Source organism: Romboutsia sp., assembly GCF_035470145.1.
Classification (GTDB): Bacteria; Bacillota; Clostridia; order Peptostreptococcales; family Peptostreptococcaceae; genus Romboutsia_D.
In genome coordinates this window covers 1-22,341 of the sequence record NZ_DATIRC010000225.1, presented here as the reverse complement: position 1 = coordinate 22,341, position 22,341 = coordinate 1, and the positions used below count along the sequence as shown (strand labels likewise).

Sequence of the window (22,341 nt, the reverse complement as noted above, 5' to 3'; positions counted from 1 at the left end):
TAGGTTTAATCTATGCTACTTAATCTGTTGTGCTATTTTAAATAACACATCTGTTTAAATTACTAAGTTTTATATTTTACTACTATTAAAACTAATTTATAAAACTGGTATTTTTAATAAGCATAATTAACTAGCACAATACATTATTTATTATTTATCTTTTGACAAACCGTCTTCATAATATTCATACTTATCATACCCTTTTTCTTTATACTCATTTTCATCTAAACCTATTCCATTCTTTTCTTCTTCCTTATATACTTCTGACTTATTTACATAATCTTCTAAATCATTTTTAGATACTTGTTCACAATTATCATAATTTATTCTTCTTGAATTAAATTCTTTTACCTTTTCCTCTAATTCATCATTTTCTTCTTTGTCATAATTATATATTTCGTACTCACTATCATTTAGATAACTTTCTTCTGCTAAGCCCTTATTTAACTTGCGATTTTTAATTGCTCTATAGGAAAAATAAACTCCTGTTCCTGTTAATACTGCACCTCCATATATAAGAGCTCTTTTTCCCCTTTCCTCAACTTCTTTTTGCATTTTTTTCTTAAGTAAATATTTTACCATGGCACTTATCCTCCTTAACTGTCATATACTATATTAATAGTATTTGTATTATTCAAATAAAAATTATACTATTTTTAAATTACATTTTTTGTTATTTTATAAAGAAAGGGGATATACTAAATGGATACAGCATTATTTAATACATTTTTGAGTTTAATAACGTTGGTTATTGCAGTTGGAGGAGGTTATTTAGTTAACTTTTTAAGACAAAAAATAGGAAGAGAAAAACTAGCTAAATACTACGAGATGGCAAAACAAGTTGTAATGTCAATTGAATAAGCAAATCCTCAATTGGCTGGAATTGATAAAAAAGAATTAGCTGTAAATAAATTAGTTCAGCTTAGTAATAATAAAATCACATCTGAACAAGCAGATATGTTAATTGAAGCTGCTGTTTATGATATTAAAAAGATTTTATCAATTAAATAAGTTTGATTTATTTTTACTCCTTCTTAAGAAGGGGCTTTGTTTATACATAAGTAAACTAAATATTTTAATTTCATAAAATTGAGCGACGTGTCGGCGAATTATTTCATGTCTTCAACGACTTACAAATCAGGTCTGTTTCTTGAGCAATCTGTTGGCGAACTATTTCAAGCTTAGTGGCTAGAAATTATATTTATCCGCAAATCAGATAAAATATAATTTCCTTTTAATATAAAAAATTAGTACTTTAGATGTAAATAGAATATATATTAAAAGCGATACCTCTATTTATGTTCAGATAAAAAATGAAATAACTAAATCCATAGCAAAAGGCGATTTTAAAATAGACGAATCTTTGGCCATCAGTTAGAAGTACGGCTTAAACTATATGTTTAAATCTCCATGCTGTAAACAAAGCTTATAATGAACTAAAAATTGTGATATAGTATTATCATCAAAATCAATAATCGATGTAATTTTTATTAATGAAAAAGAGAAAACTTTAAATAAATTTAAAGTTTTATATTCAATTCCTGCATTTATAGCTGTAATAAGTTCTATTTATACTTTAGTTAATTATCCTAATATGTTAGACATGGTACCTACTCATTGGTCATTTACAGGTACTACTGATGGATTTGTTGAAAAATCATTTTTTAATAATAACTATATTAGTATTTGTAATACTAGTATTTGATTTAATTATTTCTTTCTTTGCATAAGACGAAATCTTCTTTAAATATTTGATGAATAAAAGATATCATATACTATTCATATGATATCTTTTATTCATTTTTATTGTTTATTCATTTTTATTGTTTATTTACCATTAACACGTTTATGACTTACTCTGCTTATAGATGTGCTTACAGTTTTAAATAAGAACATACCCACTGCTAGATTTATAACTATAGCTGGTGCTACAGCTACCATGAATAACGTTGCAAATGACCCTGGAAGACCAACTAATATCTGTGCCGAACCTAAAAATACGCATCCACTTATAAGAGTTCCAAGTGGTAATATTATTGTTAATACTATACTATCTTGTTTTTTATCATTTAAATTTCTTATAAATGGTAAATTATATATAAAAATCATTATAAGATATACTAAGTTTACTGTGATAATCTTATCAACTATATTAGGTAATTGACCTGCTGGGAATTTTGTAGTTAAAGCAGTAAATATTCCTGTTACTATACCAGCTACTAGACAATTCTTATAGTCCCCTTTGTTTAATATCATTATTGTAAATAACATTGTCAGAGCTATATCAGGCTGTATCGGAAGTCCTAATGCAGGTGTGATTTGATGAAGCAATAGTCCCATTGCTAAAAGTATTGAGTTTAAAACTAATTTTCTTGTATTTGTTTTCATTGTGTTTCCTCCTAGTATTTTTTAATATTTTTATAAATTTCCAATCTCCTAGTGCGTCTTCATTAGATTCAAACTTTCATACCACAATCATCACCCCCTTCAAAATTTTATAAATTTATGCAAATAAAAAACTCCGTCCTATATTAATAGGACGGAGATTATCCGCGTTGCCACCTAATTTATGTATAACAAAATACTGTCATACATCACTCATTTTCAGGTACTATCATACCCTATTCGCTATAACGTGCGACACACGGCAAAGTCTACTTTAAAATAATTTCGATTTGCTCCTCAAAGGCCCATTCACTAAATTTCTTCTTGCTAAGATTCCACCATCCTCAGCTCTCTATATCGAACCTAAATTTAGCTACTCCTCCTTATCAAAGGATTTACTAATTTGTTTAACTCAATAATATACTAATAATTTTATATTGTCAATTATTATTTTAACTAATAGATTTACAAGTTTATATATACTATATGAAATTATTATATTATTGCCACAATTTCTTTCACTTATATTGTAGTAAATGGATTTAAGTATACTTCACTTTTAACTACATTTATTTCTTCTATTTCATCTAAAAATCTTTTCATTACATCTTTAAATATATCTTCAGTATCAAAATGTCCACAATCTACTATACTCATTCCAATATCTAGTGCATCTTGTGCATCATGATATTTCACGTCTCCTGTTATTATAACCTCTGCCCCTACTCTTTGTGCTTTTTTTACCATATCTGCACCAGAGCCTGTTACTACTGCCACTTTACTTATCTTAGTATCAACACTTCCTACTAATCTAATATGATCTATATGTAATTTTTCTTTTATATTATTACATAATTCTTGTAGACTTATAGATTGTTTTAACTTACTTACTCTTCCTAACCCAACTGAACTTCCTTTATTTTCAAGTTTATATAAGTCATATGCTACCTCTTCATAAGGATGAGCGTTTATCATAGAACTAATAACGCCACCTAAAACTTTCTGTGGAACTATTGTTTCTATTTTAATCTCTTCAACAGATTCTATTTCTCCAGCACTTCCTATAAATGGATTAGCACCCTCTAGAGGTTTAAAATTGCCTATACCTTCACTACTAAAGCTACAATGGCTATAATTACCTATATGTCCTGCTCCAGACTTAGCTAAGGCTTTCTTTACTTTTTCTACATGTGTAGTTGGAACATATACAGCTAATTTATATAAAACTTCATTATTTGTTATATCTAATATCTTACAATCTTCAAATCCTATTAATTCCATAAAATAATCATTTAGTCCATCAAATGCTATGTCAAAATTTGTATGCATAGAATAAAGAGCTACATCATTTTTTATAAGCTTATGTATTAATTTTCCTTTTAAATCTGATGTATTTATTTTATTAATTTTTCTAAATATAAATGGATGGTGAGTTATAATTAAATCTACTTTATTTTCTATAGCTTCATTTATAACTTTTTCATTAGCTTCAAGAACTACTAATACTTTTTTGACATCCATATCAAAATCTCCTACCAAAAGACCGACATTATCCCAATCATAAGCTAAGTTTAGTGGATATTTATTTTCAATCTTTTTTATAAGACTTTTTAAATTCATAGTATCATCCCCTTAATATTTTATATTAATATCTTAACTTCTCAAGCTTATTTATTGCAAGCTTACTTTCTTCTATTTTTTTATTTATTCCTTCTCCTGTTTTACCTTCAATTTTTTTAAGTATTGAATTATACATAAACACTTTTTTATCTATAAATTCATTTAGTAATGGGTCTTTACTTTCTATAAGTTTCTTTCCAACTTCATAATATATTTCATCTTCAATCACAGTATTTTTCCCAGTATATTTAGCTATTATTATTTCATATATTCTGAAATCTTCTTTAACTAATACTTCGTCTAATATTTCATACCCATTGTTTAAAAGGTATTTTCTAAGTTCATTTTGAGCCTGCATAGGTTGAAGTATAAGCTTATCTACACTATGAGCTACTTCTTTTTTAGCTTCTAATAATTCACTTATTAAAATCCCACCCATACCTGCTATTATAACTTCATCTACTTCATTAACTTCCAAAACTTCTATACCTGATCCTAATCTTAAGTCTACCTTTTCTAATAGGTTATTATGCCTTACTTCACTTCTTGCATTTTCAAGTGGTCCTTTATTTACATCTGCAAGTATTGCAAAATCTACATAACCTTTATTTAGTAAATACACAGGTATATATCCATGGTCAGTTCCTATATCAGCAACTCTTTTACCTTTTGTCACTAATGATGCTATCTTTAATAATCTATCTGTTAATTTCAATTTGTTCATCCTCTCATTTAATTAGTGTAATATTTAAATAATTTCCTATATATTGCTTATAAATAACTGTATTGCTACTCTCAGCAACTATAATTTCTATAAAACAGTTAAATTATAAGTTCTCAATATGTAAAAAATTCGCCTTATCTAAAGGCGAATTTTTTATTATATATAAATCCTAGTCTAAATAATCCCTAAGCTTTTTAGATCTACTTGGATGTCTTAATTTTCTTAAAGCCTTAGCTTCTATTTGTCTTATTCTTTCTCTTGTTACATCAAACTCTTTACCTACTTCTTCAAGAGTTCTTGCTCTTCCATCTTCAAGACCAAATCTTAATTTTAATACCTTTTGTTCTCTTTCATTTAAAGAACCAAGTACATCTTCTATTTGTTCTTTTAATAATGAGTATGCTGCTGCTTCTGCTGGTGCTGGAGCATCATCATCTGGTATGAAATCTCCTAAATGACTATCTTCCTCTTCACCTATTGGAGTTTCAAGTGATACCGGATCTTGAGCTATCTTCATTATTTCCCTTACTTTATCCTCAGTCATTTCCATTTCTTTAGCTATTTCTTCAGGCTTAGGATCTCTTCCTAGCTCTTGAAGTAATTGTCTCGATACTCTTATTAATTTATTTATAGTTTCAACCATATGAACTGGTATTCTTATTGTTCTTGCTTGGTCAGCTATAGCACGAGTTATAGCTTGTCTTATCCACCATGTAGCATACGTACTAAACTTAAATCCTTTTTCATAGTCAAATTTTTCAACTGCTTTTATAAGACCTAAGTTACCTTCTTGTATTAAATCTAAGAAAAGCATTCCTCTTCCTACATATCTCTTTGCTATACTTACAACAAGTCTTAAGTTAGCTTCTACAAGTCTTTGTTTAGCCATTTCATCGCCATCATTCATTCTTCTAGCTAACTCTACTTCTTCATGTGGTTTAAGTAGTGGAATCTTTCCTATTTCTTTTAAATACATTCTAACCGGATCGTCTATGCTTATTCCTTTTGGTAATGATAAATCTATCGCTTCTAATTCCATCGGAGCATCTTCTTTAGATAAATCTTCCTCTGCTCCCTCTTCTAAAACATCAATATCTAAGTCATCATCAACCGAAAAGTCTATTTCTACTTTTTCAGTTTTAGTTTCAGTTACTTCTATACCTAAATTCCCTAAAGTTTCATAAAGATTTTCTATTTGATCTTTATCTAATTCCGTTTCAGAAAAAGCTTCCATTATTTCTCCAAGAGTAAGAGATCCTTGCTTTTTACCTTTTTCAATTAAACTTTTAGCCGTTACTCTTTTTAGTTCCTTTTTATTAGTCTTATTTTCCACACTCAGACCTCCCTTCACTATAACCTTTGTAACATTTTTCTTATTTCCACGATTTTTAAAGCAATTTCCATAATCTTACCATCTACCTCTTTCGCGTCACTAATATTTTTGTTATTTTCAATCTCTTTTTGTTCTTCTAATAATCTATTCATTTTTTCATGAAGCGTGTTCTTCTTCACATTTTTTACTATTTCATCTATACTTTTTACATTTTTCAAGTTCATGTTATTTAAAGATATACTTTCTAAATCTTTTAAGTATTCTTCGGACATGTTTAAACTTTTAATTTTGTCAATAGTTATTTTGTCCAATTCTTGATTTTTAATTATGTAATTTAAAATTTCTTTGCTATCATTTAATAAAAAATCATTCTCATTGACCTTAAGTAATACTATATCTCTAAGATTTTTTTCTTCTAATATTATTTTTATAAGATTTTTTTCAACAAATTTTTGTCCATTAATTATAGTTTTAGGCTTTTCAATTACTTGGTCTTCTTTTTTATTTGTATATTTGTCAAATTTATTATATTTTTTACTTTGTAATTTATCGTAATTTTTACCATAAATTTCTCTTTTTATTGATTCAACGCTTATGTCAATTTGATTTGATAAGTATTTAGTATAGTAATCAATTTCTACAGCACTTTTTAATTGTTTAATTATATTAGACGCTTCTTTGGCAAATTTCACCCTATCTTCATCTTTTTGCATATTAAAGTTTCGTTTAAGATTATCTATTTTATACTTTATTTGGTGAATAGAAGTATCCATAGCTTTTTTATATTCATTTAGTCCGTACTTTCTGATAAATTCATCCGGGTCTTTAGATTCTTTTAAATCTAATATTTTCACACTAATATCTAATTTGTTAAGTATTTCTATAGCCCTTAGTGTTGCTTTTATTCCAGCTTCATCTGAATCATAAGATATAATAGCAGTATCCGCATATCGTTTGATTAACATTCCTTGCTGTTCTGTCAAGGCTGTCCCTAGGGTAGCTACTACATTTTTTATTCCATATTGATAAAGAGATATTAAATCCATATAACCTTCTACTAAAACTATAGTTCTATTTGTTATTTCTTTTCTTGCAAAATTTAGTCCATATAAATTTTGTCTTTTATTAAATATTAAAGTATCTGGAGAATTCAAATATTTTGGCAAAGAATCATCTAATACCCTTCCACCAAAACCAATTACATTCCCTCTATAATCAAATATAGGAAACATTACTCTATTTCTAAATTTATCATAGGCTTTATTTCCTGTTTCTTTATACGTTATTAAACCGCACTCTATTAATTCTTCTTTTGTATGTCCCTTTGATATTAAATATTCCATAAGTGAATTCCATGATGCTAATGAATATCCTAGTCCAAACTTTTTTATAATTTTATCATCTAATCCTCTTTTTCTTATATATTCATAACCATAATTTTTTCCACTTAACAAGTTTGCAAAGTAAAATCTAGCGGCTTCTATATGTATATCTTGAAATCTTTTTATTTTTTCCATTCTAATCTTAGATTCTTCATCCATATTAGTGTTGATTTCTATTCCATACCTTTTTGCTAGTAATTTTACTGCATCCATAAAATCTAAATTTTCCATCTTCATAACGAAATTAATTACATCTCCACCTTCCCCACATCCAAAGCATTTATATATTTGCTTTGATGTATTTATATAAAATGATGGTGTTTTTTCGCCATGAAAAGGACATAATCCTTTATAATTCGCCCCAGATTGTTTGACCTCTATATACTGGGATATTGTGCTAACTATGTCACATCTACTTTTTACTTCATCTATTATTTCTTTTATATCATTCATATTATCACCTTCTGGTGTAATTTTTCCAACATTTCTATTTTACATTATATTTTAGATTTGTCAAATACCCATTATACAGAATTCGACTTTTTTTGTTAATATCCTTCTTTAAATTCAAATTTTTTATTTTTTTACTTTTATGAAATATATATTAAGTTTATTCTTAATTATTTACATAATTTTCAATAATTAATACCTAATTATATATAAAATTTATCTATCTCCTTTTGATAATTATTTTCTTAAGTATAAAATTAAAAAAATGGAAAATTTTATAGCTTGATATTTATTTCTGTTTATATAATTTTACCTATTTTAATTATAATTACCCGTACTTTTTGAATTTCAAATATTTTTTATTTTATTCAATTTTATTTCAATAATTTCATATAAAAACTTACATATACCCATATTGATATATTTTAAATCAATTCTTTTAGTTCATCTTGCCATTCGCTTAAGTTTACTATTTTTACATAAAAAAAGAGGTATTTAACCTCTTTTTCATTATTTTATAGAATTCATTAAATCTGTAAATTCATCAAAATGAAGTGATTGCATTCCATCCGATAATGCATTAACTGGATCTGGGTGAACTTCTACCATTATACCATCCGCACCAGCTGCAAGAGATGCTATAGACATGGGCTTAACTAAGTATCTAACACCTGTAGCATGAGATGGGTCTACAATTATTGGAAGGCCTGTTTCTTTTTGAATTATAGGCACCGCTGCTAAGTCTAGTGTATTTCTAGTATAATCGTTATACGTTCTTATACCTCTTTCACACATTATTATCTTTTGATTTCCACCTACAGCAATATATTCAGCTGCCCCTATCCATTCACTTATACTAGCCGAAATTCCTCTTTTTAACATAACCGGCTTATCCTGATTCCCTAATTCTGTTAGTAGAGTAAAGTTTTGCATATTCCTCGATCCAATTTGAATTATATCAGCTACCTCATATAGTTTATCTAATTCTCTTGCATCCATAAGTTCTGTTATTACAGGTAAACCAGTTTCTTTTTTAACTTGCTTTAATATCTCTAGCCCTTCTTCTTTTAACCCTTGAAATGAATTGGGAGATGTTCTAGGTTTATATGCTCCACCTCTTAATACATTTGCACCTTGGCCTTTTACAAACTTAGCCGTTTCTAAAAGTTGCTCATAACTTTCAATAGCGCATGGTCCTGCCATTATAAGTTTATTCTCTTTTACTATTAGCTTTTTTTCATCGCTTACATTTATTTCAAACTTTAAATTTTCATTAAATATGTTTTTTTTCATCGCTTACATACTCCTTTACTTGTTCTCTTTCCTCACAAGTTAGCGAATTCAAATAATTCTCTATAGTTGTTTCTTTTATTTTTAAGTTACTATTTAAATTCATAAGAGGTATAAGCACAAAAGCTCTCTCACTTATCCTTGGGTGAGGTATTGATAAATTTTCGTCGTTTAATATTATATCATTAAAAAATAATATATCAATATCTATAGTCCTCGGACCCCACCTTATTATTCTTTCTCTATTTAGCTTTTTTTCAACTTCTTGACAAATTTCTAGTAACTCATATGTTCCTACTGTAGTTTCTATTTCTAGGCACATATTTAAAAAATCGGCTTGATCTGTATATCCCCAAGCTTTAGTTTCATATATTTTTGATTTTTTAGTTATACTTATAGAGTCATTTTTACTTAAAATTTCACAAGCTCCATGAAGATATTCTAATCTATCCCCCATATTAGTTCCAAGACCTAAATAAACTCTATTCATCTTTAGCTCTCCTTATTTCTACGCCAAAGTAGTCATAAATTCCATTTACAGGTGCTTCTGGCTTTTTAATTCTAACCATTATTCCTTTAACTAAATTAAATTTTTCTAATACTTCTTTAGCTATGTTTTCAGCTAATGCTTCTAATAAGTTAAATCTTTGATTTTGTACTATATCCTTTACAACTTCATAAACATCTGCATAACTAACTGATTTGGTCATATCATCAGTTATTCCCGCTTCTTTAGTGTTAACATCTAGTTCTATATCTAAAAAGAATTTTTGTCCTAATACACTTTCTTCTTTCAAAAGACCGTGGTATCCATAAAATCCAAGATTTTGCATTAATATTTTGTCCATTATTTACCTCTATCTTCTATATATAGCATCAGCCATTTTAGCTGCTCTTATATTTTCTTTTATATCATGTACTCTAACTATATCTACTCCGTCTCTTATTCCAAGAACTGTTGTTGCTATAGTTCCTTCGACTCTTTCTTTAGGTTCTACATTTAATACATTTCCTATTACAGACTTTCTAGATGTTCCAAGAAGAATTGGATATCCTAATTCATTTAATTCATCTAATCTTTTCAATACCTCTAGATTTTGTTCAAATGTTTTTCCAAATCCAATACCTGGATCTAATACTATTTTTTCTTTTTTTATACCTGCATTTAATCCTATCTCTATACTTTCTAATAAGAATTTTTTTATGCTTTCCATTATATCCTTATCATACTCTGTACCATCTTGATTATGCATTATACAAACATATGCATCATAATCTGCTATAACATTTGCCATATTTTTATCTTTTCTAAGACCCCATACATCATTTATCATTTCAACACCTAATTCTAAAGAAGCTTTTGCAACATCTGCTTTATATGTATCTACTGATATAGGTACATTTATTTCTTCTTTAAGCCTTTTTATAACTGGTGTAATTCTTCTTAATTCTTCTTCAGCACCTACATAATTATGACCCGGTCTAGTCGATTCTCCTCCTAAGTCTATTATATCTGCACCTTCTTTTATCATTTCCTTCGCATGATTAACCGCTATATCTATATTGCTAAAATCTCCACCATCAGAAAAACTATCTGGAGTAACATTTAATATCCCCATTATATAAGTTTTTTTCCCATAATTAAACATATTATCTACTTCTCCTAGTTCATTATTTCATAGTTATTAAGCTCATAGCTTCAGCTCTAGCCGCTATATCTTTTTCAAATATACCTCTTACTGCTGATGTTGTTGTTTTTGATCCAGGTTTCTTAACACCTCTCATAGTCATACACATATGCTCTGCTTCAACAACAACTATAACTCCATATGGCTGCAATTCTTCCATTATTATATCTGCAATGCCTTTAGTTATTCTTTCTTGTAATTGTGGTCTTTTAGCGAATGTTTCTACAACTCTAGCTAATTTAGAAAGACCTGTCAATTTTCCATCCTTCGGTATATATGCAATATGTGCTTTCCCAAAGAATGGAACTATATGATGTTCACAACATGAATAAAAAGGTATATCTTTAACTAATACTAGTTCCTCATGACTTTCATCTTGGAAAATTACTTTTAAATGTTCTCTTGCGTCTTGATGAAGCCCTGCAAATATTTCTTCATACATTCTAGCTACTCTATCTGGAGTATCTAATAACCCTTCTCTATCCGGATTTTCTCCTATCGCTTCTAATATGTCTCTTACTGCACGTTTTATTTTGTCTTTATCTACCTTGCTCATTGGTTTAGCCCCCTTGATTAGTAAGTTATTTTTATGTTTTTGCTTACTCCTATATTTTTAAATATATATTCATAAACATTTAGTAAGTCTTCATATCTATAATTTTTTTGAACTTTTTGTATTAAATTAAATAGTTTTAAATTTTCAGTTTTTAACTCTTTTAATAAATTTTTATCTTTAGGTATCCATTTATTATTTATAATAAAATACGCAACTATTATATCTTTTAAATATATATTCGTCAAAAACTCATATTCAAATTCATCTAATTTATGTTTTTGTTTTAATCTATCTACCTTTGATTTTATCTCATTTTTAATAAAACATTTTTCTTCTTTAGATAAAATTTTTGGCCCCTGTCTAAGCTTTTCTTTGCATAAGTTTATAATATCAACTACACTTTCTGTTTTATCATAGATTATTTTAGGTTCTGACATTTCTTTTAAAAAGAAGTACTCTCTAGCATCTATTAGGTTTTGTCGAACATCCTTTGAAAAATAGTTAATATCAAATTCTATTCCCTCTATGCCTTTTATTTCTCTTACTTGCAATTTTCCTCGTTTTACAAATACAAATATATCGATATCATTTATTTTTATATTTGTATTATTTAAATCTAAGTTTTTTGAAGATCCTACTAAAAATACTGATTCTGTATTTTCATCTTTTATTATTTTATCTATTTCATTTTTGTATATCTCATAAATCCCATTAGTCATATTTTCTCTCCATTAGCCACAAAAAATTCTCTTCGCTTAAGCGACGTATCAGCGAATTACTTCATGTCGCCAACGATCTTAGAAGGTAGATACGTTACTTAATCAATGTATTAGCGAATCACTTCAAATTTAACGGTTAGATTGATATCTTCTATTATAGAAAAGATGATATCTTATTAAATAATTCGTTATATTCATTGTATTTTATTTCTTCTATTTGAGTAATTTTCATCATTCCCATAAGACTATTACTAACAAAAGCAAAGTCAAATTCTTCAATTTGTTTTAATTTTATTTCGGCTTCTTCTACTTCTATATCTAATTCGCCACAAATCTCTATAATCCTTCTTTTTGTCGTTCCGTTTAATATGGATAATTTGCTATTTGGGGTAAATATTTTTTTATCTTTTATAAAAAATATATTACTCATCGAACACTCTAAAATCGTATTATTTAAATCTATAAATAACCCATCATCATATCCATTTTCAATTGCATAATTTTTAGTATAGATACTTTCAAAATAATTTGTAGTCTTGTGCTTATGTATTATACTATTACCTCTTTTTATAGGAGATATATTTAACTTAAATCCAGTTTTATACACTTTTTCATTATAAGGTATATCTCTAATATAAATATTATATCCATCATCAAATACTGTTAGCCTCAGAGCTTTGTCAAATATTTGATTTTCTTTTATATATGTTAAAACTTCCGTTTTTAAAAACTCTTTTTCATATTTAAAATTTAAGTTTAATTCCTTTATTGAATTAAACATTCTATCCATATGTAAGTCTAATTCTATAGGTTCTTCTTTTACCTTAATAGTTTCAAATAAGCCTATCCCAAACTTAGTTAAAGTACTATCAAAAGATACCTTATTCTTCATAATAACCTCTTAATGCCTTCATTATAGACTTAGCTTTATCTAATGTTTCTTGATACTCATCTTCCGGTTGCGAGTCCCAAGTCATTCCTCCTCCAACTTGGAAGTATACATCTTCATTTTGTTTTACAATAGTTCTTATTGCAATATTTAAGTCCATATCTCCATTAAATCCTATGTATCCTATAGAACCTGTGTATACATTCCTTTGAGTTGGCTCTAATTCATCTATTATTTCCATAGATCTAATTTTAGGTGCTCCTGTTATAGATCCTCCTGGGAATGTAGCTTTTATCACATCTACACAATCCTTATTCTCATCTAGTTCTCCAACTACAGTGGCTACTAAATGATTTACATTGGCGTAAGGCTCTATTACAAATAACTCAGGAACTTTTACACTTCCTATTTTTGATATTCTTCCAATATCATTTCTTTCTAAATCTACTATCATAAGCAATTCTGCTCGATCTTTTTCACTATTTCTTAGTTCCTCTTGAAGTTTTAAATCTTCTTCTACAGTTTTTCCTCTTGGTCTAGTACCCTTTATAGGTCTAGTTTCAACTTTTCTATCTGTACACTTTATAAATCTTTCTGGAGAGTTAGATAATATATGACTATGTTCAAAATTTAAAAATGCTCCAAATGGTGCTGGACTAAATCTCCTCAAATCTCTATAAAGTTCATAACTTGATAACTTAGTTTGTCCACTAAATCTTTGAGTTAAGTTCGCTTGGTATATGTCACCTTGCCTTATATAATTTTGAACTTTCCTAACTGCATCTTCAAATTCAACTTTAGTGAAATTCGAGTTTAATTTTATAGGCTCAACGTATTTTTCTTCATAACAAATATTATCTACTCCATTTACCTCTGCTTCTTTTATTTGCTTTTCTACTTTACAAATTATATTTTTTTCATTTTCAATATCTAAATCTGGAGTAGCTATATATGTTTTTTCTTCTAAATGGTCTATCACTACTACCCAGTTATATAATCCAAAGTATAAATCATATACATTAGTGTCATCCTTAGCTGTTCTAGGAAGCTCCTCCATGTAATTTCCTAGATCATAAGATAAATAACCTACTGCACCTCCTATAAATGGAAGATGAGTATTATTTTCAACTTTATATTTATTTAATTCTTCTTTTAAATTATCTAATGGATTTTTTTGTGTATCTTTATATTTTAATACCTTAAAAGGTTTACTACTTATAAAAGAATATCTTCCCAACTTTTTATAATCCATAGCACTATCTAATATAAAACTATTTTCTTCATCCTTAAATATTGTAAAAATTTCGAAAGAATTTAATTTAGTATTTATTTCTCTTATCATTATTTTTTCACCCCTTCTCTAGCTTGCTTTATAAAGTTTCTAAGTATCTCATGACCTTGTTCTGATAAAATAGCTTCTGGGTGAAATTGTACACCTTCTATAAGGTATTTTTTATGTCTTATACCCATTATTTCATTTTCTTTTGTCAAAGCTGTTACTTCTAAATCGTCTGGTAAACTTTCTAGATCTACTACTAAAGAATGATATCTAGTTACATTTAGAGGATTATTTAATTCTTTAAATACGCCCTTATTATTGTGCTTTATACTATGAACTTTTCCGTGTACAGGCTTAGTAGCTTTTACAACATCTCCTCCAAATACATGGCCTATAGTTTGATGCCCTAAGCATATTCCAAGAATAGGTTTTTTACCTTTAAATTTATTTACTACATCTATACAGATCCCCGCTTCTTTTGGTGAACACGGACCTGGTGATAAAACTATTATTTCTGGGTCTAACTCTTCAATTTCTTTTAAGCTTACTTCGTTATTTCTTTTTACTAATACATCTTCCCCTAGTTCTCCAATATATTGAACTAAATTATAAACAAATGAATCGTAATTGTCTATCATAAGAATCATTTCTACTTCCCCCCGCTAAACTTCCTTATCTTAATCTAATTCTACAGATCAATCGGATTTTAGTATTTTATTTATATACATTAATAATTATATATTTTTATAGAAATCCATGTCAATACAGTCATTTTTATGTATTGTTTATTTAATAGTTTTATAGTATATTTATTTGTTCGTAGTAAAAACTAATTCTAAATATATTATTACTTTGGAGGCATTCATATGAATAGATATGTTATTATAAGATCAGATACTAAATCTATATCTCCTCCTATGTCTAAACAGGAAGCTATAAAAAAACTTAGACAATATGATAAAGATGGCATTTCTAGCTACGTAGTTTATAAAAACAAATACTTAGATTTCGATTATCTAAACAAATCTAACATCTATGAAGGATAATATTTATATACAACTTAATTTATACTGAGAAATTTTTATAAGTTTTTCATAAAAAAGGAGCGTTATACGCTCCTTTTTGACAGTTTATATCCTGAATTATAATACTTTTCCTTTTTTCCTTTTCGCTCTCTTGCTTCTATCAAAGCGTTGATTTTATTTATATAGTTATCATCATCAGAAAGCCTTATAAGACTTGATAGATAGTATCCATCAGTACTTTTAGGTATTTTTTTGTTTATCACTAAATTTACTGCTGTTTTGGCAGCCTCAAAGTTTTTCAGATGTGTATGACCTTCTTGAAAATCTTTTCTAGTGTTGTAAACGACATAGCCTTCCTTCACCTGAAATATTATAAACTCTTTTTTTTCATAGATTTTGTTATACATATATTAAATCAATCCTTCTCAAGATAGTCTTAATATATATATATTAATTTATTTTGAAAATGTTTTATTTTTTTTATTTTTTATCATAGATTTTATGAATATATTGTTATTACAACGTGAATATATTCAATACATTTCATATATATTCTTAAATTTTCATTTTATTCATTATCTATCAATTCTGAAACAGTTACAAATTTATATCCTTTTTCTATCATTTTAGGTATAAGAATATCAAGCGCTTCTACAGTATTATCTGTAGCATAATCATGTAATAAAATTATATCACCATTTTTAGAGTTATTAATTATTGTATCTGCTATTTTGTACGCCCCAGGATTTTCCCAATCTCTTGCATCTATGGTAGTCCATAAGACTATTTTATAATCATATTTTTTAGCAATATTTTGCAAAACTTCTTTTTTATAACTACCATATGGTGGCCTAAATAATGTTGGCTTTTTTCCCGTTAACTTTACAATTATATTTTCACAATTTACTATCTCTTGTTCTAATTGACCTCTGCTTAAATTAGTTATATCCGGATGGTTAAAAGTATGATTTCCTATTTCATGACCTTCCTTACTTGTTCTAATCAGCGGTTTGGAATACCAATTTGCATGTTTACCTGCTATGAAAAATGTAGCTTTTACATCATATTTTTTCAATACATCTAAAACTTGATTTGTTTCCTTAGGATGAGGCCCATCATCAAATGTTAAGGCTATTAATTTTTTATTTCTTGATCCATTTTTCACAAATACTTCTTCTTCATGCCCATATACAGATGTTTTAAAGCTCAATATAATAATCACACTTAATATAACAAATGCTAACTTATTTTTATTATGTCTCATATTTATGACTTCCTTTCAGCATTTTATTATCTATAGAAATTTTGAGTATAATATATGTTGTAGTGACCTCCAAATACAACTCCAACTCCTATATTATTATAATCCCCTAAAATATTTTTTCTATGACCCTCAGAATTCATCCATGCTTCATGTGCATATATTGCACTAGCTTGACCTGCTGCTATATTTTCACCAGCACGTATATACACAATACCTTCTTTTTTCATTCTGTCAAATGGACTTTTATTTTCTTTATTTATATGATCAAAATATTTTTTTTCCATCATATCTTGACTATGTTTTGTAGCGCTTATTGTTGCTTTTTTACTATATTTTAAAGCATTTAAATTTCTTTGATACCTAACACTATTTGCCAAATCTATTACTTGTAATTCAAAACTTTTTTTAAGTTCTTGACTAGGGTTTGGATAAATTGAGTTTAAACTTAATTCTGCGCTATTACTTATTATTTGATATGAACACAATCTATCATTTTCATAAATATCATAAAAAAATGTTATATATTTATTATCTTTTTTTACTATGTCATATTGATTATTTGAGTTTATTATATATCTAGTATTACCTTTTTTCTTATATTCTAACGGATCATAATTTTCTAATACAACCCTTCTATTACCGTTTATAGATATATTATCTATTTCACATGAATCTATAGAATTGCTATAAAGTCCAACTACTTCATCATTTTCTATCCCAACCATGACAAAATTTTCTTTATATTGGTTATATACATACCATTTAAATTCATATTCACTTTCGTCAATTCTAGATGGTGTACCTATTAAAGATAATACTTTTTCTTTCTTATCTCCTATGCTTATTTGTTCAAAATTTTTTATATCAATACTTTCTTCATTTTTATCATAAACTATATTTTCATTTAACTCCTTAGTTTTAGTTGAAATTTTATTTTTAAATATATCTTCTTTTAAATTTAAATTATAAAACAATATACCTACTAAGATAATCCCTATAACTACTATCTTTTTCATTTCATCACTCTCCAATACATTTTTACTATTTAACATAGTGCACATTTATAAGATATTCATACTTGTATTATTTAATAATTTAAATTTAGTATATTCTAAATTTAAATTATTAAATAATACAAACCACATCTGCTAATTCGTTTAGCAATTGATGTTAAAATCCATCTAAAACCTAGATGAATTCTAATTTCTCAGTATATAAAAAAACCTTATCTGTTATTAGATAAGGTTATCGTATAGATGAAAATATTTCATCTAAAGTTCTATTAAATATTGATGGTTTATCAAATTTCCACGTTCCTTCGTATACTAATTCATGATTTAAGTAAAAAGTTCCTTGTCCATGTCTTTTCCCATGTAGAAATTCACCTTCATACTTTTTACCTTCTTCCCATATATAAATACCATTTCCATGAGCTAAGTTATTCTTCCACTGTCCTTCATATATCAACCTACTATTAGAATCATAACATGATGCATTCCCCTCCATTTTATTGTTTTTAAATTCGCCTATATACATACATCCATCATTCCATTTGTATATACCCAAACCATTTCGTTTACCATTTTCCCAATTACCTATATATTCATTGCCCCTACTATAAATCATCTGACCTATTCCATCCATTTTGTCACATTTAAATGCTCCTGTATATATGTTTCCATTATTAAACGTACATATACCTTTCCCATCTTTCATATTATCTTTAAACTCTCCTATGTACTCTATTCCCTCTATAAAAGTATATACACCTTTCCCATTCATTTTGTGGTCAATTATTTTTCCTATATATACATCTCCATTTGAAAAATTATATATTTTATTAATAATCTTTTTATGTTTAGACGATTCTTCCTCTCTGGTAGCATATTCATTTTCTAATGCTAAAACTTCTTCTTCTGTAGCTTTTTCTTTTCTTTTAAGTGTAATTTTTTGTATAGTTCTTATTAATTTAATCTCTTTTTTGGTATCATTTATAAATTTTAAATATTGATTGTATATATCAATATATTCTTTAGATAAATTCATATTGCGCTTCTCCTATTAATATTTGTCAGTTATTAACCTAAACTTATTATATCTTAATTTGAATATGTTTTTCTATATATAAGTAAATTTTTTATAATATATGTCAGCTTAATATTTTGGTAATATGTACAATTCATTAATAAAAAATTCACTTCGTTCATGTCGCCCACGTCCTAAAAACCAGGCCCGTTGCTCAAGCTTAGCAGTTGGAAATTATATTTATCCATAAATTAGATAAAATATAATTTCCTTTAACATAAAAAATAGAGTATTCTATTTTTATGGAATACCCTATTTTTTATTAACATATTATCCGATTGAACATAAATATTTCTAGCTACCCGCTCAATACATTTTATTTTATAAAAATCACTTCTGCTTCCTGCCTAGCAATCCTATGTATACTGAGGTCCGATAATTTTTTATTGCACTCTAGAGTTTAAGAGGGGATTAGTGCCCTTCTCAATATATATTATATCGAAATTTATATATTGTATACGTACCTTTTTAAAATTTCATATAAATATTTTCACTTAAATTATTTTCCTTTAACTTCAGTTACATCATTAACTGATATTAATAATTTTTTATATTAAATTTATTATAATTGGAATTAGTATTACAGTAATTATTCCTGATATACCTATAGATAATCCACTCATAGCACCTTCTACTTCCCCCATCTCTAAAGCTTTTGAGGTACCTAATGCATGAGCTGAAGTACCTAATGCTATCCCCTTAGCTACAGGATGTTTTATTTTTCCTATTTTGAAAATTATAGGTGCAATTATAGCGCCTAATATACCTGTTAAAATTATAGCTACAACCGTTATAGCTTCTACACCATTTATTGTATTAGTAAGAGAAATTCCCATAGGTGTTGTTATAGATTTTGGTATCAAAGAATTTATTATATCAATATTAACATTAGTTAATCTTCCAATTATCTCTAGAGATATAAAGGATACTAGTACACCACAACCTATACCTATAAGTATTTCTAATATATGATTTTTAAATAATTCAAATTGCTTATATAATGGTACTGCTAATATAATAGTTATCGGTCCTAAAAAGAAGTTTATAATATCTCCTCCCTTTTTATAACTCTCATATGGTATTTTTAATAAATTTAAAAATAATATAATTCCAATAATTGCAATTAATAATGGATTCATAATTGGATTTTTGGTTTTCTTTTGCATATATAGACCTAAATTAAAAAATAAAATTGTTATGACTAGTCCAAATATTGGTGTATCTAAAATATTGTACATAATTAATTCTCCTTAGCTTTATTTTGTATCATTTTTTCAACTATAATACCCGTTACATACATAACTATAGCTGTGCTTAAAGCTATACTTATTAAAAGAACAAATATATTGTCTATTATAAGATTTAACGAATTTATTAATGATACTCCTGCTGGTATAAAAAATATAGCCATATTGTCTAAGAAAAAATCACTAAATTCTTTTATACTATCTATTTTTATTACCTCAAACTGTAAAAGTAAAAATAATAATATCATACCAATTATACTTCCTGGTATTACTACAATATTTTGTATAAATGAACTAATATACTCTCCTGTAGCCCACACTCCAAGTATTAGAGCTAGTTGATTAAATATCTTCATGTTGTCCTCCTTAAAAATAACTTTGCCAATTATACTTTTATTTACCAAAAAATTAAAGGGAGATTATTCTCCCTTTTTCTTATATATTACTACTTCGACAAAGTTTTTTCAAATTTAAATTTATAGTATTAATTTTCCATTTCTATCTATATAATTATTATCATTTCCTTGTATAACTTGTGCATATCCCTCTTCAAAATCGGATATAGAATCAAACACAGGTATTATTTCTATATTTCCTGACCTATTTAAAAAACCCCACATTCCACCTTTAGGAGTACTTATCCCCCTTGTTAAAGAATTAGAGCCTATATTAAATCTTGCTAATCCTTCTTTAAAATTACACGCATAATCAAATATAGGATCTATGACGATATTACCTTGGTTATTTATATATCCCCATTTATCATTTATACATACAGCTGCTAGACCTTCATAAAATGGTTTTGCTCTATCAAACAATAAATCAATCTTTAAATTTCCACTTCTATCTATATACCCCCACTTATCATTTATCCTTACAGCTGCAAAACCTTCAGAAAAATCTGTTGCTATATCATATTTAGGTGTTACTATAAACTCGCCACTCTTACTTATATATCCATATTTATTTTTCATTTCAACTAATGCTATTCCTTCAAAAAATTGATTTACATAGGTATATGTAGGGGATATAATAATTTTTCCCATTTTATCAATAAATCCCCATTTTTTATTAATTTTAACTCCTGCTAATCCTTCTTTAAAGTTAGCAGCTGAATCAAATTTAGGACTTATAACTTCTGTTAAAGATGTATCTATATATCCATACTTATCATTCACCTTAATTCTAGCTATTCCTTCGTTAAACTCAGATGCACTATCTAAATGAAGGAATATTTGTGTAATGCCTTTTTGATCTATATATCCAAAAACCCATCTTATAGACTTTCTTATTTTCTTTATATAAGTAACCACACAATATCCATCTCTAAATCTTTCTGATACATATTTAAACCTTGGTTTTATTATAATATTTTTATCTTTATCTATAAATCCATACTTACCATCCCTAAGTACTGGAAGAAATAAATCTTTCTCTATCATACTTAGCCCCCTTACTAAATAATAAACGCATAGTATCTTTATTATATTTTATTACATTACAATATATATTATGCTTATTCTTTTAGTAGTGTTATTTTTTATATAAAAAATAACTATCTTCATGTGAAAATTATCCACATTAAAGATAGTTATTCTTTATATAATTATTTTTCTTTTAAAATTTCTCTTATTTTCGAATTATTATACATACTATCGGGTACTTCATTTCTTAATGCATAGAATATATTTTTAGCATTTTCCAATTCTCCATTATCATAATACAACATCCCTAATTGATAAAACGCATCATCATAATATTTTTCATTTGGAGTATACGTATATATATACTTTTTATAAAATCTTACAGCTTCCTCTTTATTTCCTAATTTTTCACTTAATACAGCGACTTCATATGTTGACTCTTCTATATGCTGTTTATTTTTTCCTGAATATATTACATGTTTAAAATTTTCTATAGCCTCTTCATAATTTCTATTTTTCTTTTGCTTTATAGCTTCAGTATATACAGTTTCCTCATCAAAAAATACTACCTTAACTTTATCTTCTTTTTCCTCTTTTTTAACTTCATCTAATTCTTGACTCTTTTGTTCTAATTTTTGATTTTTTTCATCTAATTGTTTACCTACTTCATCTAACTTTTCTTCTTTTTTATCTATCTGAGAATATAAATCTTTAATTTGTTTTTTATTATAAATAAAATATGTTCCAATAATTAATACTAAACAACTAATTACTACATATGGTAATGTATTTTTCTTGTTTATTTTTTTATTTACATTTGAGTTATCATCTTTTTCTAAATTACTATCTTCCTTTTTTTCATCAAATAAAGGATTATCCTTATCAATTTCTCTAAGTTTATATAAGTAATGTTCTCTCTTTTTTACATTTCCTAATTTATCATATAGCAATGAAAGTATAACATACGGTTCAATTAAATCA

General features: G+C 27.0%; 27 protein-coding genes and 1 other annotated feature. Of the genes, 4 read left to right on the top strand and 23 right to left on the bottom strand.

Annotated features, from left to right (window positions below; translation table 11 throughout):
* Nucleotides 1–150 precede the first annotated feature (150 nt).
* Entirely contained in the window at nucleotides 151–582 is a 432-nt protein-coding gene (locus VLM92_RS09740) for a hypothetical protein (RefSeq protein ID WP_325276150.1), read from the bottom strand.
* A 120-nt stretch (nucleotides 583–702) separates the two neighbouring features.
* Between VLM92_RS09740 and VLM92_RS09735 the strand changes: the two genes are divergently transcribed.
* The 3 genes from VLM92_RS09735 to VLM92_RS09725 all read left to right on the top strand — a co-directional run bounded on the left by VLM92_RS09735 (nucleotide 703) and on the right by VLM92_RS09725 (nucleotide 1,705).
* On the top strand, nucleotides 703–861 hold the full coding sequence (locus VLM92_RS09735) for a hypothetical protein (RefSeq protein WP_325276149.1): 159 nt from the start codon (nucleotides 703–705) through the stop codon (nucleotides 859–861).
* A 12-nt stretch (nucleotides 862–873) separates the two neighbouring features.
* A complete protein-coding gene (locus VLM92_RS09730) occupies nucleotides 874–1,011 on the top strand; it encodes a phage holin, LLH family (RefSeq protein WP_325276148.1) in 138 nt (45 codons plus the stop codon).
* Nucleotides 1,012–1,450: 439 nt separating this feature from the next.
* On the top strand, nucleotides 1,451–1,705 hold the full coding sequence (locus VLM92_RS09725; protein ID WP_325276157.1) for a DUF1648 domain-containing protein: 255 nt from the start codon (nucleotides 1,451–1,453) through the stop codon (nucleotides 1,703–1,705).
* Nucleotides 1,706–1,827: 122 nt separating this feature from the next.
* Here VLM92_RS09725 and VLM92_RS09720 read toward each other — a convergent pair whose 3' ends face one another.
* The 14 genes from VLM92_RS09720 to VLM92_RS09655 form a co-directional block, all read right to left on the bottom strand.
* The gene (locus tag VLM92_RS09720) at nucleotides 1,828–2,388 is read right to left on the bottom strand and encodes a tryptophan transporter (protein WP_325276147.1); all 561 of its coding nucleotides are present in this window, start codon (nucleotides 2,386–2,388) and stop codon (nucleotides 1,828–1,830) included.
* Between the two features lie 144 nt (nucleotides 2,389–2,532).
* Nucleotides 2,533–2,784, bottom strand: a binding site (T-box leader).
* A 123-nt stretch (nucleotides 2,785–2,907) separates the two neighbouring features.
* Complete coding sequence (locus tag VLM92_RS09715; RefSeq protein WP_325276146.1) at nucleotides 2,908–4,005, bottom strand: Nif3-like dinuclear metal center hexameric protein; 1,098 nt, start codon at nucleotides 4,003–4,005, stop codon at nucleotides 2,908–2,910.
* Between the two features lie 25 nt (nucleotides 4,006–4,030).
* Nucleotides 4,031–4,720 (bottom strand): class I SAM-dependent methyltransferase, encoded by a 690-nt coding sequence (locus VLM92_RS09710; RefSeq protein WP_325276145.1) that lies wholly within the window; start codon nucleotides 4,718–4,720, stop codon nucleotides 4,031–4,033.
* 178 nt (nucleotides 4,721–4,898) lie between these two features.
* Nucleotides 4,899–6,062, bottom strand: a complete 1,164-nt coding sequence (rpoD, locus tag VLM92_RS09705) for an RNA polymerase sigma factor RpoD (protein WP_325276144.1) — start codon at nucleotides 6,060–6,062, stop codon at nucleotides 4,899–4,901.
* A 17-nt stretch (nucleotides 6,063–6,079) separates the two neighbouring features.
* The gene (gene dnaG / locus VLM92_RS09700) at nucleotides 6,080–7,897 is read right to left on the bottom strand and encodes a DNA primase (protein ID WP_325276143.1); all 1,818 of its coding nucleotides are present in this window, start codon (nucleotides 7,895–7,897) and stop codon (nucleotides 6,080–6,082) included.
* A 507-nt stretch (nucleotides 7,898–8,404) separates the two neighbouring features.
* Nucleotides 8,405–9,187 (bottom strand): 3-deoxy-7-phosphoheptulonate synthase, encoded by a 783-nt coding sequence (aroF, locus tag VLM92_RS09695; protein ID WP_325276142.1) that lies wholly within the window; start codon nucleotides 9,185–9,187, stop codon nucleotides 8,405–8,407.
* Complete coding sequence (gene folK, locus VLM92_RS09690; protein WP_325276141.1) at nucleotides 9,168–9,674, bottom strand: 2-amino-4-hydroxy-6-hydroxymethyldihydropteridine diphosphokinase; 507 nt, start codon at nucleotides 9,672–9,674, stop codon at nucleotides 9,168–9,170. Before folK ends, aroF begins: the two co-directional genes overlap by 20 nt.
* Nucleotides 9,667–10,032, bottom strand: coding sequence for a dihydroneopterin aldolase (folB, locus tag VLM92_RS09685; RefSeq protein WP_325276140.1), 366 nt, complete (start codon nucleotides 10,030–10,032; stop codon nucleotides 9,667–9,669). Before folB ends, folK begins: the two co-directional genes overlap by 8 nt.
* Before the next feature lie 9 nt (nucleotides 10,033–10,041).
* A complete protein-coding gene (gene folP / locus VLM92_RS09680) occupies nucleotides 10,042–10,833 on the bottom strand; it encodes a dihydropteroate synthase (protein ID WP_325276139.1) in 792 nt (263 codons plus the stop codon).
* Nucleotides 10,834–10,855: 22 nt separating this feature from the next.
* Nucleotides 10,856–11,428: a GTP cyclohydrolase I FolE gene (gene folE, locus VLM92_RS09675; protein ID WP_325276138.1), complete on the bottom strand. Its 573-nt coding sequence runs from the start codon at nucleotides 11,426–11,428 to the stop codon at nucleotides 10,856–10,858.
* A 17-nt stretch (nucleotides 11,429–11,445) separates the two neighbouring features.
* Complete coding sequence (locus tag VLM92_RS09670) at nucleotides 11,446–12,147, bottom strand: hypothetical protein (protein WP_325276137.1); 702 nt, start codon at nucleotides 12,145–12,147, stop codon at nucleotides 11,446–11,448.
* 154 nt (nucleotides 12,148–12,301) lie between these two features.
* Entirely contained in the window at nucleotides 12,302–13,039 is a 738-nt protein-coding gene (locus VLM92_RS09665; RefSeq protein WP_325276136.1) for an aminotransferase class IV, read from the bottom strand.
* A complete protein-coding gene (pabB, locus tag VLM92_RS09660) occupies nucleotides 13,029–14,378 on the bottom strand; it encodes an aminodeoxychorismate synthase component I (protein WP_325276135.1) in 1,350 nt (449 codons plus the stop codon). The genes VLM92_RS09665 and pabB overlap by 11 nt, the downstream gene beginning before the upstream one ends.
* On the bottom strand, nucleotides 14,378–14,962 hold the full coding sequence (locus VLM92_RS09655; protein WP_325276134.1) for an aminodeoxychorismate/anthranilate synthase component II: 585 nt from the start codon (nucleotides 14,960–14,962) through the stop codon (nucleotides 14,378–14,380). The genes pabB and VLM92_RS09655 overlap by 1 nt, the downstream gene beginning before the upstream one ends.
* 219 nt (nucleotides 14,963–15,181) lie before the next feature.
* Between VLM92_RS09655 and VLM92_RS09650 the strand changes: the two genes are divergently transcribed.
* Nucleotides 15,182–15,361, top strand: coding sequence for a hypothetical protein (locus tag VLM92_RS09650; protein ID WP_325276133.1), 180 nt, complete (start codon nucleotides 15,182–15,184; stop codon nucleotides 15,359–15,361).
* Between the two features lie 62 nt (nucleotides 15,362–15,423).
* Here VLM92_RS09650 and VLM92_RS09645 read toward each other — a convergent pair whose 3' ends face one another.
* From VLM92_RS09645 to VLM92_RS09610, 8 genes are all read right to left on the bottom strand, one after another.
* Nucleotides 15,424–15,702: a hypothetical protein gene (locus VLM92_RS09645; protein ID WP_325276132.1), complete on the bottom strand. Its 279-nt coding sequence runs from the start codon at nucleotides 15,700–15,702 to the stop codon at nucleotides 15,424–15,426.
* Between the two features lie 206 nt (nucleotides 15,703–15,908).
* The gene (locus tag VLM92_RS09640) at nucleotides 15,909–16,604 is read right to left on the bottom strand and encodes a polysaccharide deacetylase family protein (RefSeq protein WP_325276131.1); all 696 of its coding nucleotides are present in this window, start codon (nucleotides 16,602–16,604) and stop codon (nucleotides 15,909–15,911) included.
* Nucleotides 16,605–16,630: 26 nt separating this feature from the next.
* On the bottom strand, nucleotides 16,631–17,620 hold the full coding sequence (locus VLM92_RS09635) for a CAP-associated domain-containing protein (protein WP_325276130.1): 990 nt from the start codon (nucleotides 17,618–17,620) through the stop codon (nucleotides 16,631–16,633).
* Between the two features lie 229 nt (nucleotides 17,621–17,849).
* Nucleotides 17,850–18,650: a hypothetical protein gene (locus tag VLM92_RS09630; RefSeq protein WP_325276129.1), complete on the bottom strand. Its 801-nt coding sequence runs from the start codon at nucleotides 18,648–18,650 to the stop codon at nucleotides 17,850–17,852.
* 587 nt (nucleotides 18,651–19,237) lie between these two features.
* Entirely contained in the window at nucleotides 19,238–19,927 is a 690-nt protein-coding gene (locus VLM92_RS09625) for an LrgB family protein (protein WP_325276128.1), read from the bottom strand.
* Between the two features lie 2 nt (nucleotides 19,928–19,929).
* Nucleotides 19,930–20,292, bottom strand: coding sequence for a CidA/LrgA family protein (locus VLM92_RS09620; protein ID WP_325276127.1), 363 nt, complete (start codon nucleotides 20,290–20,292; stop codon nucleotides 19,930–19,932).
* Between the two features lie 120 nt (nucleotides 20,293–20,412).
* A complete protein-coding gene (locus tag VLM92_RS09615; RefSeq protein WP_325276126.1) occupies nucleotides 20,413–21,378 on the bottom strand; it encodes a WG repeat-containing protein in 966 nt (321 codons plus the stop codon).
* Between the two features lie 164 nt (nucleotides 21,379–21,542).
* Nucleotides 21,543–22,341: tetratricopeptide repeat protein (locus VLM92_RS09610; RefSeq protein ID WP_325276125.1), on the bottom strand; the 799-nt coding region annotated here is incomplete at its 5' end.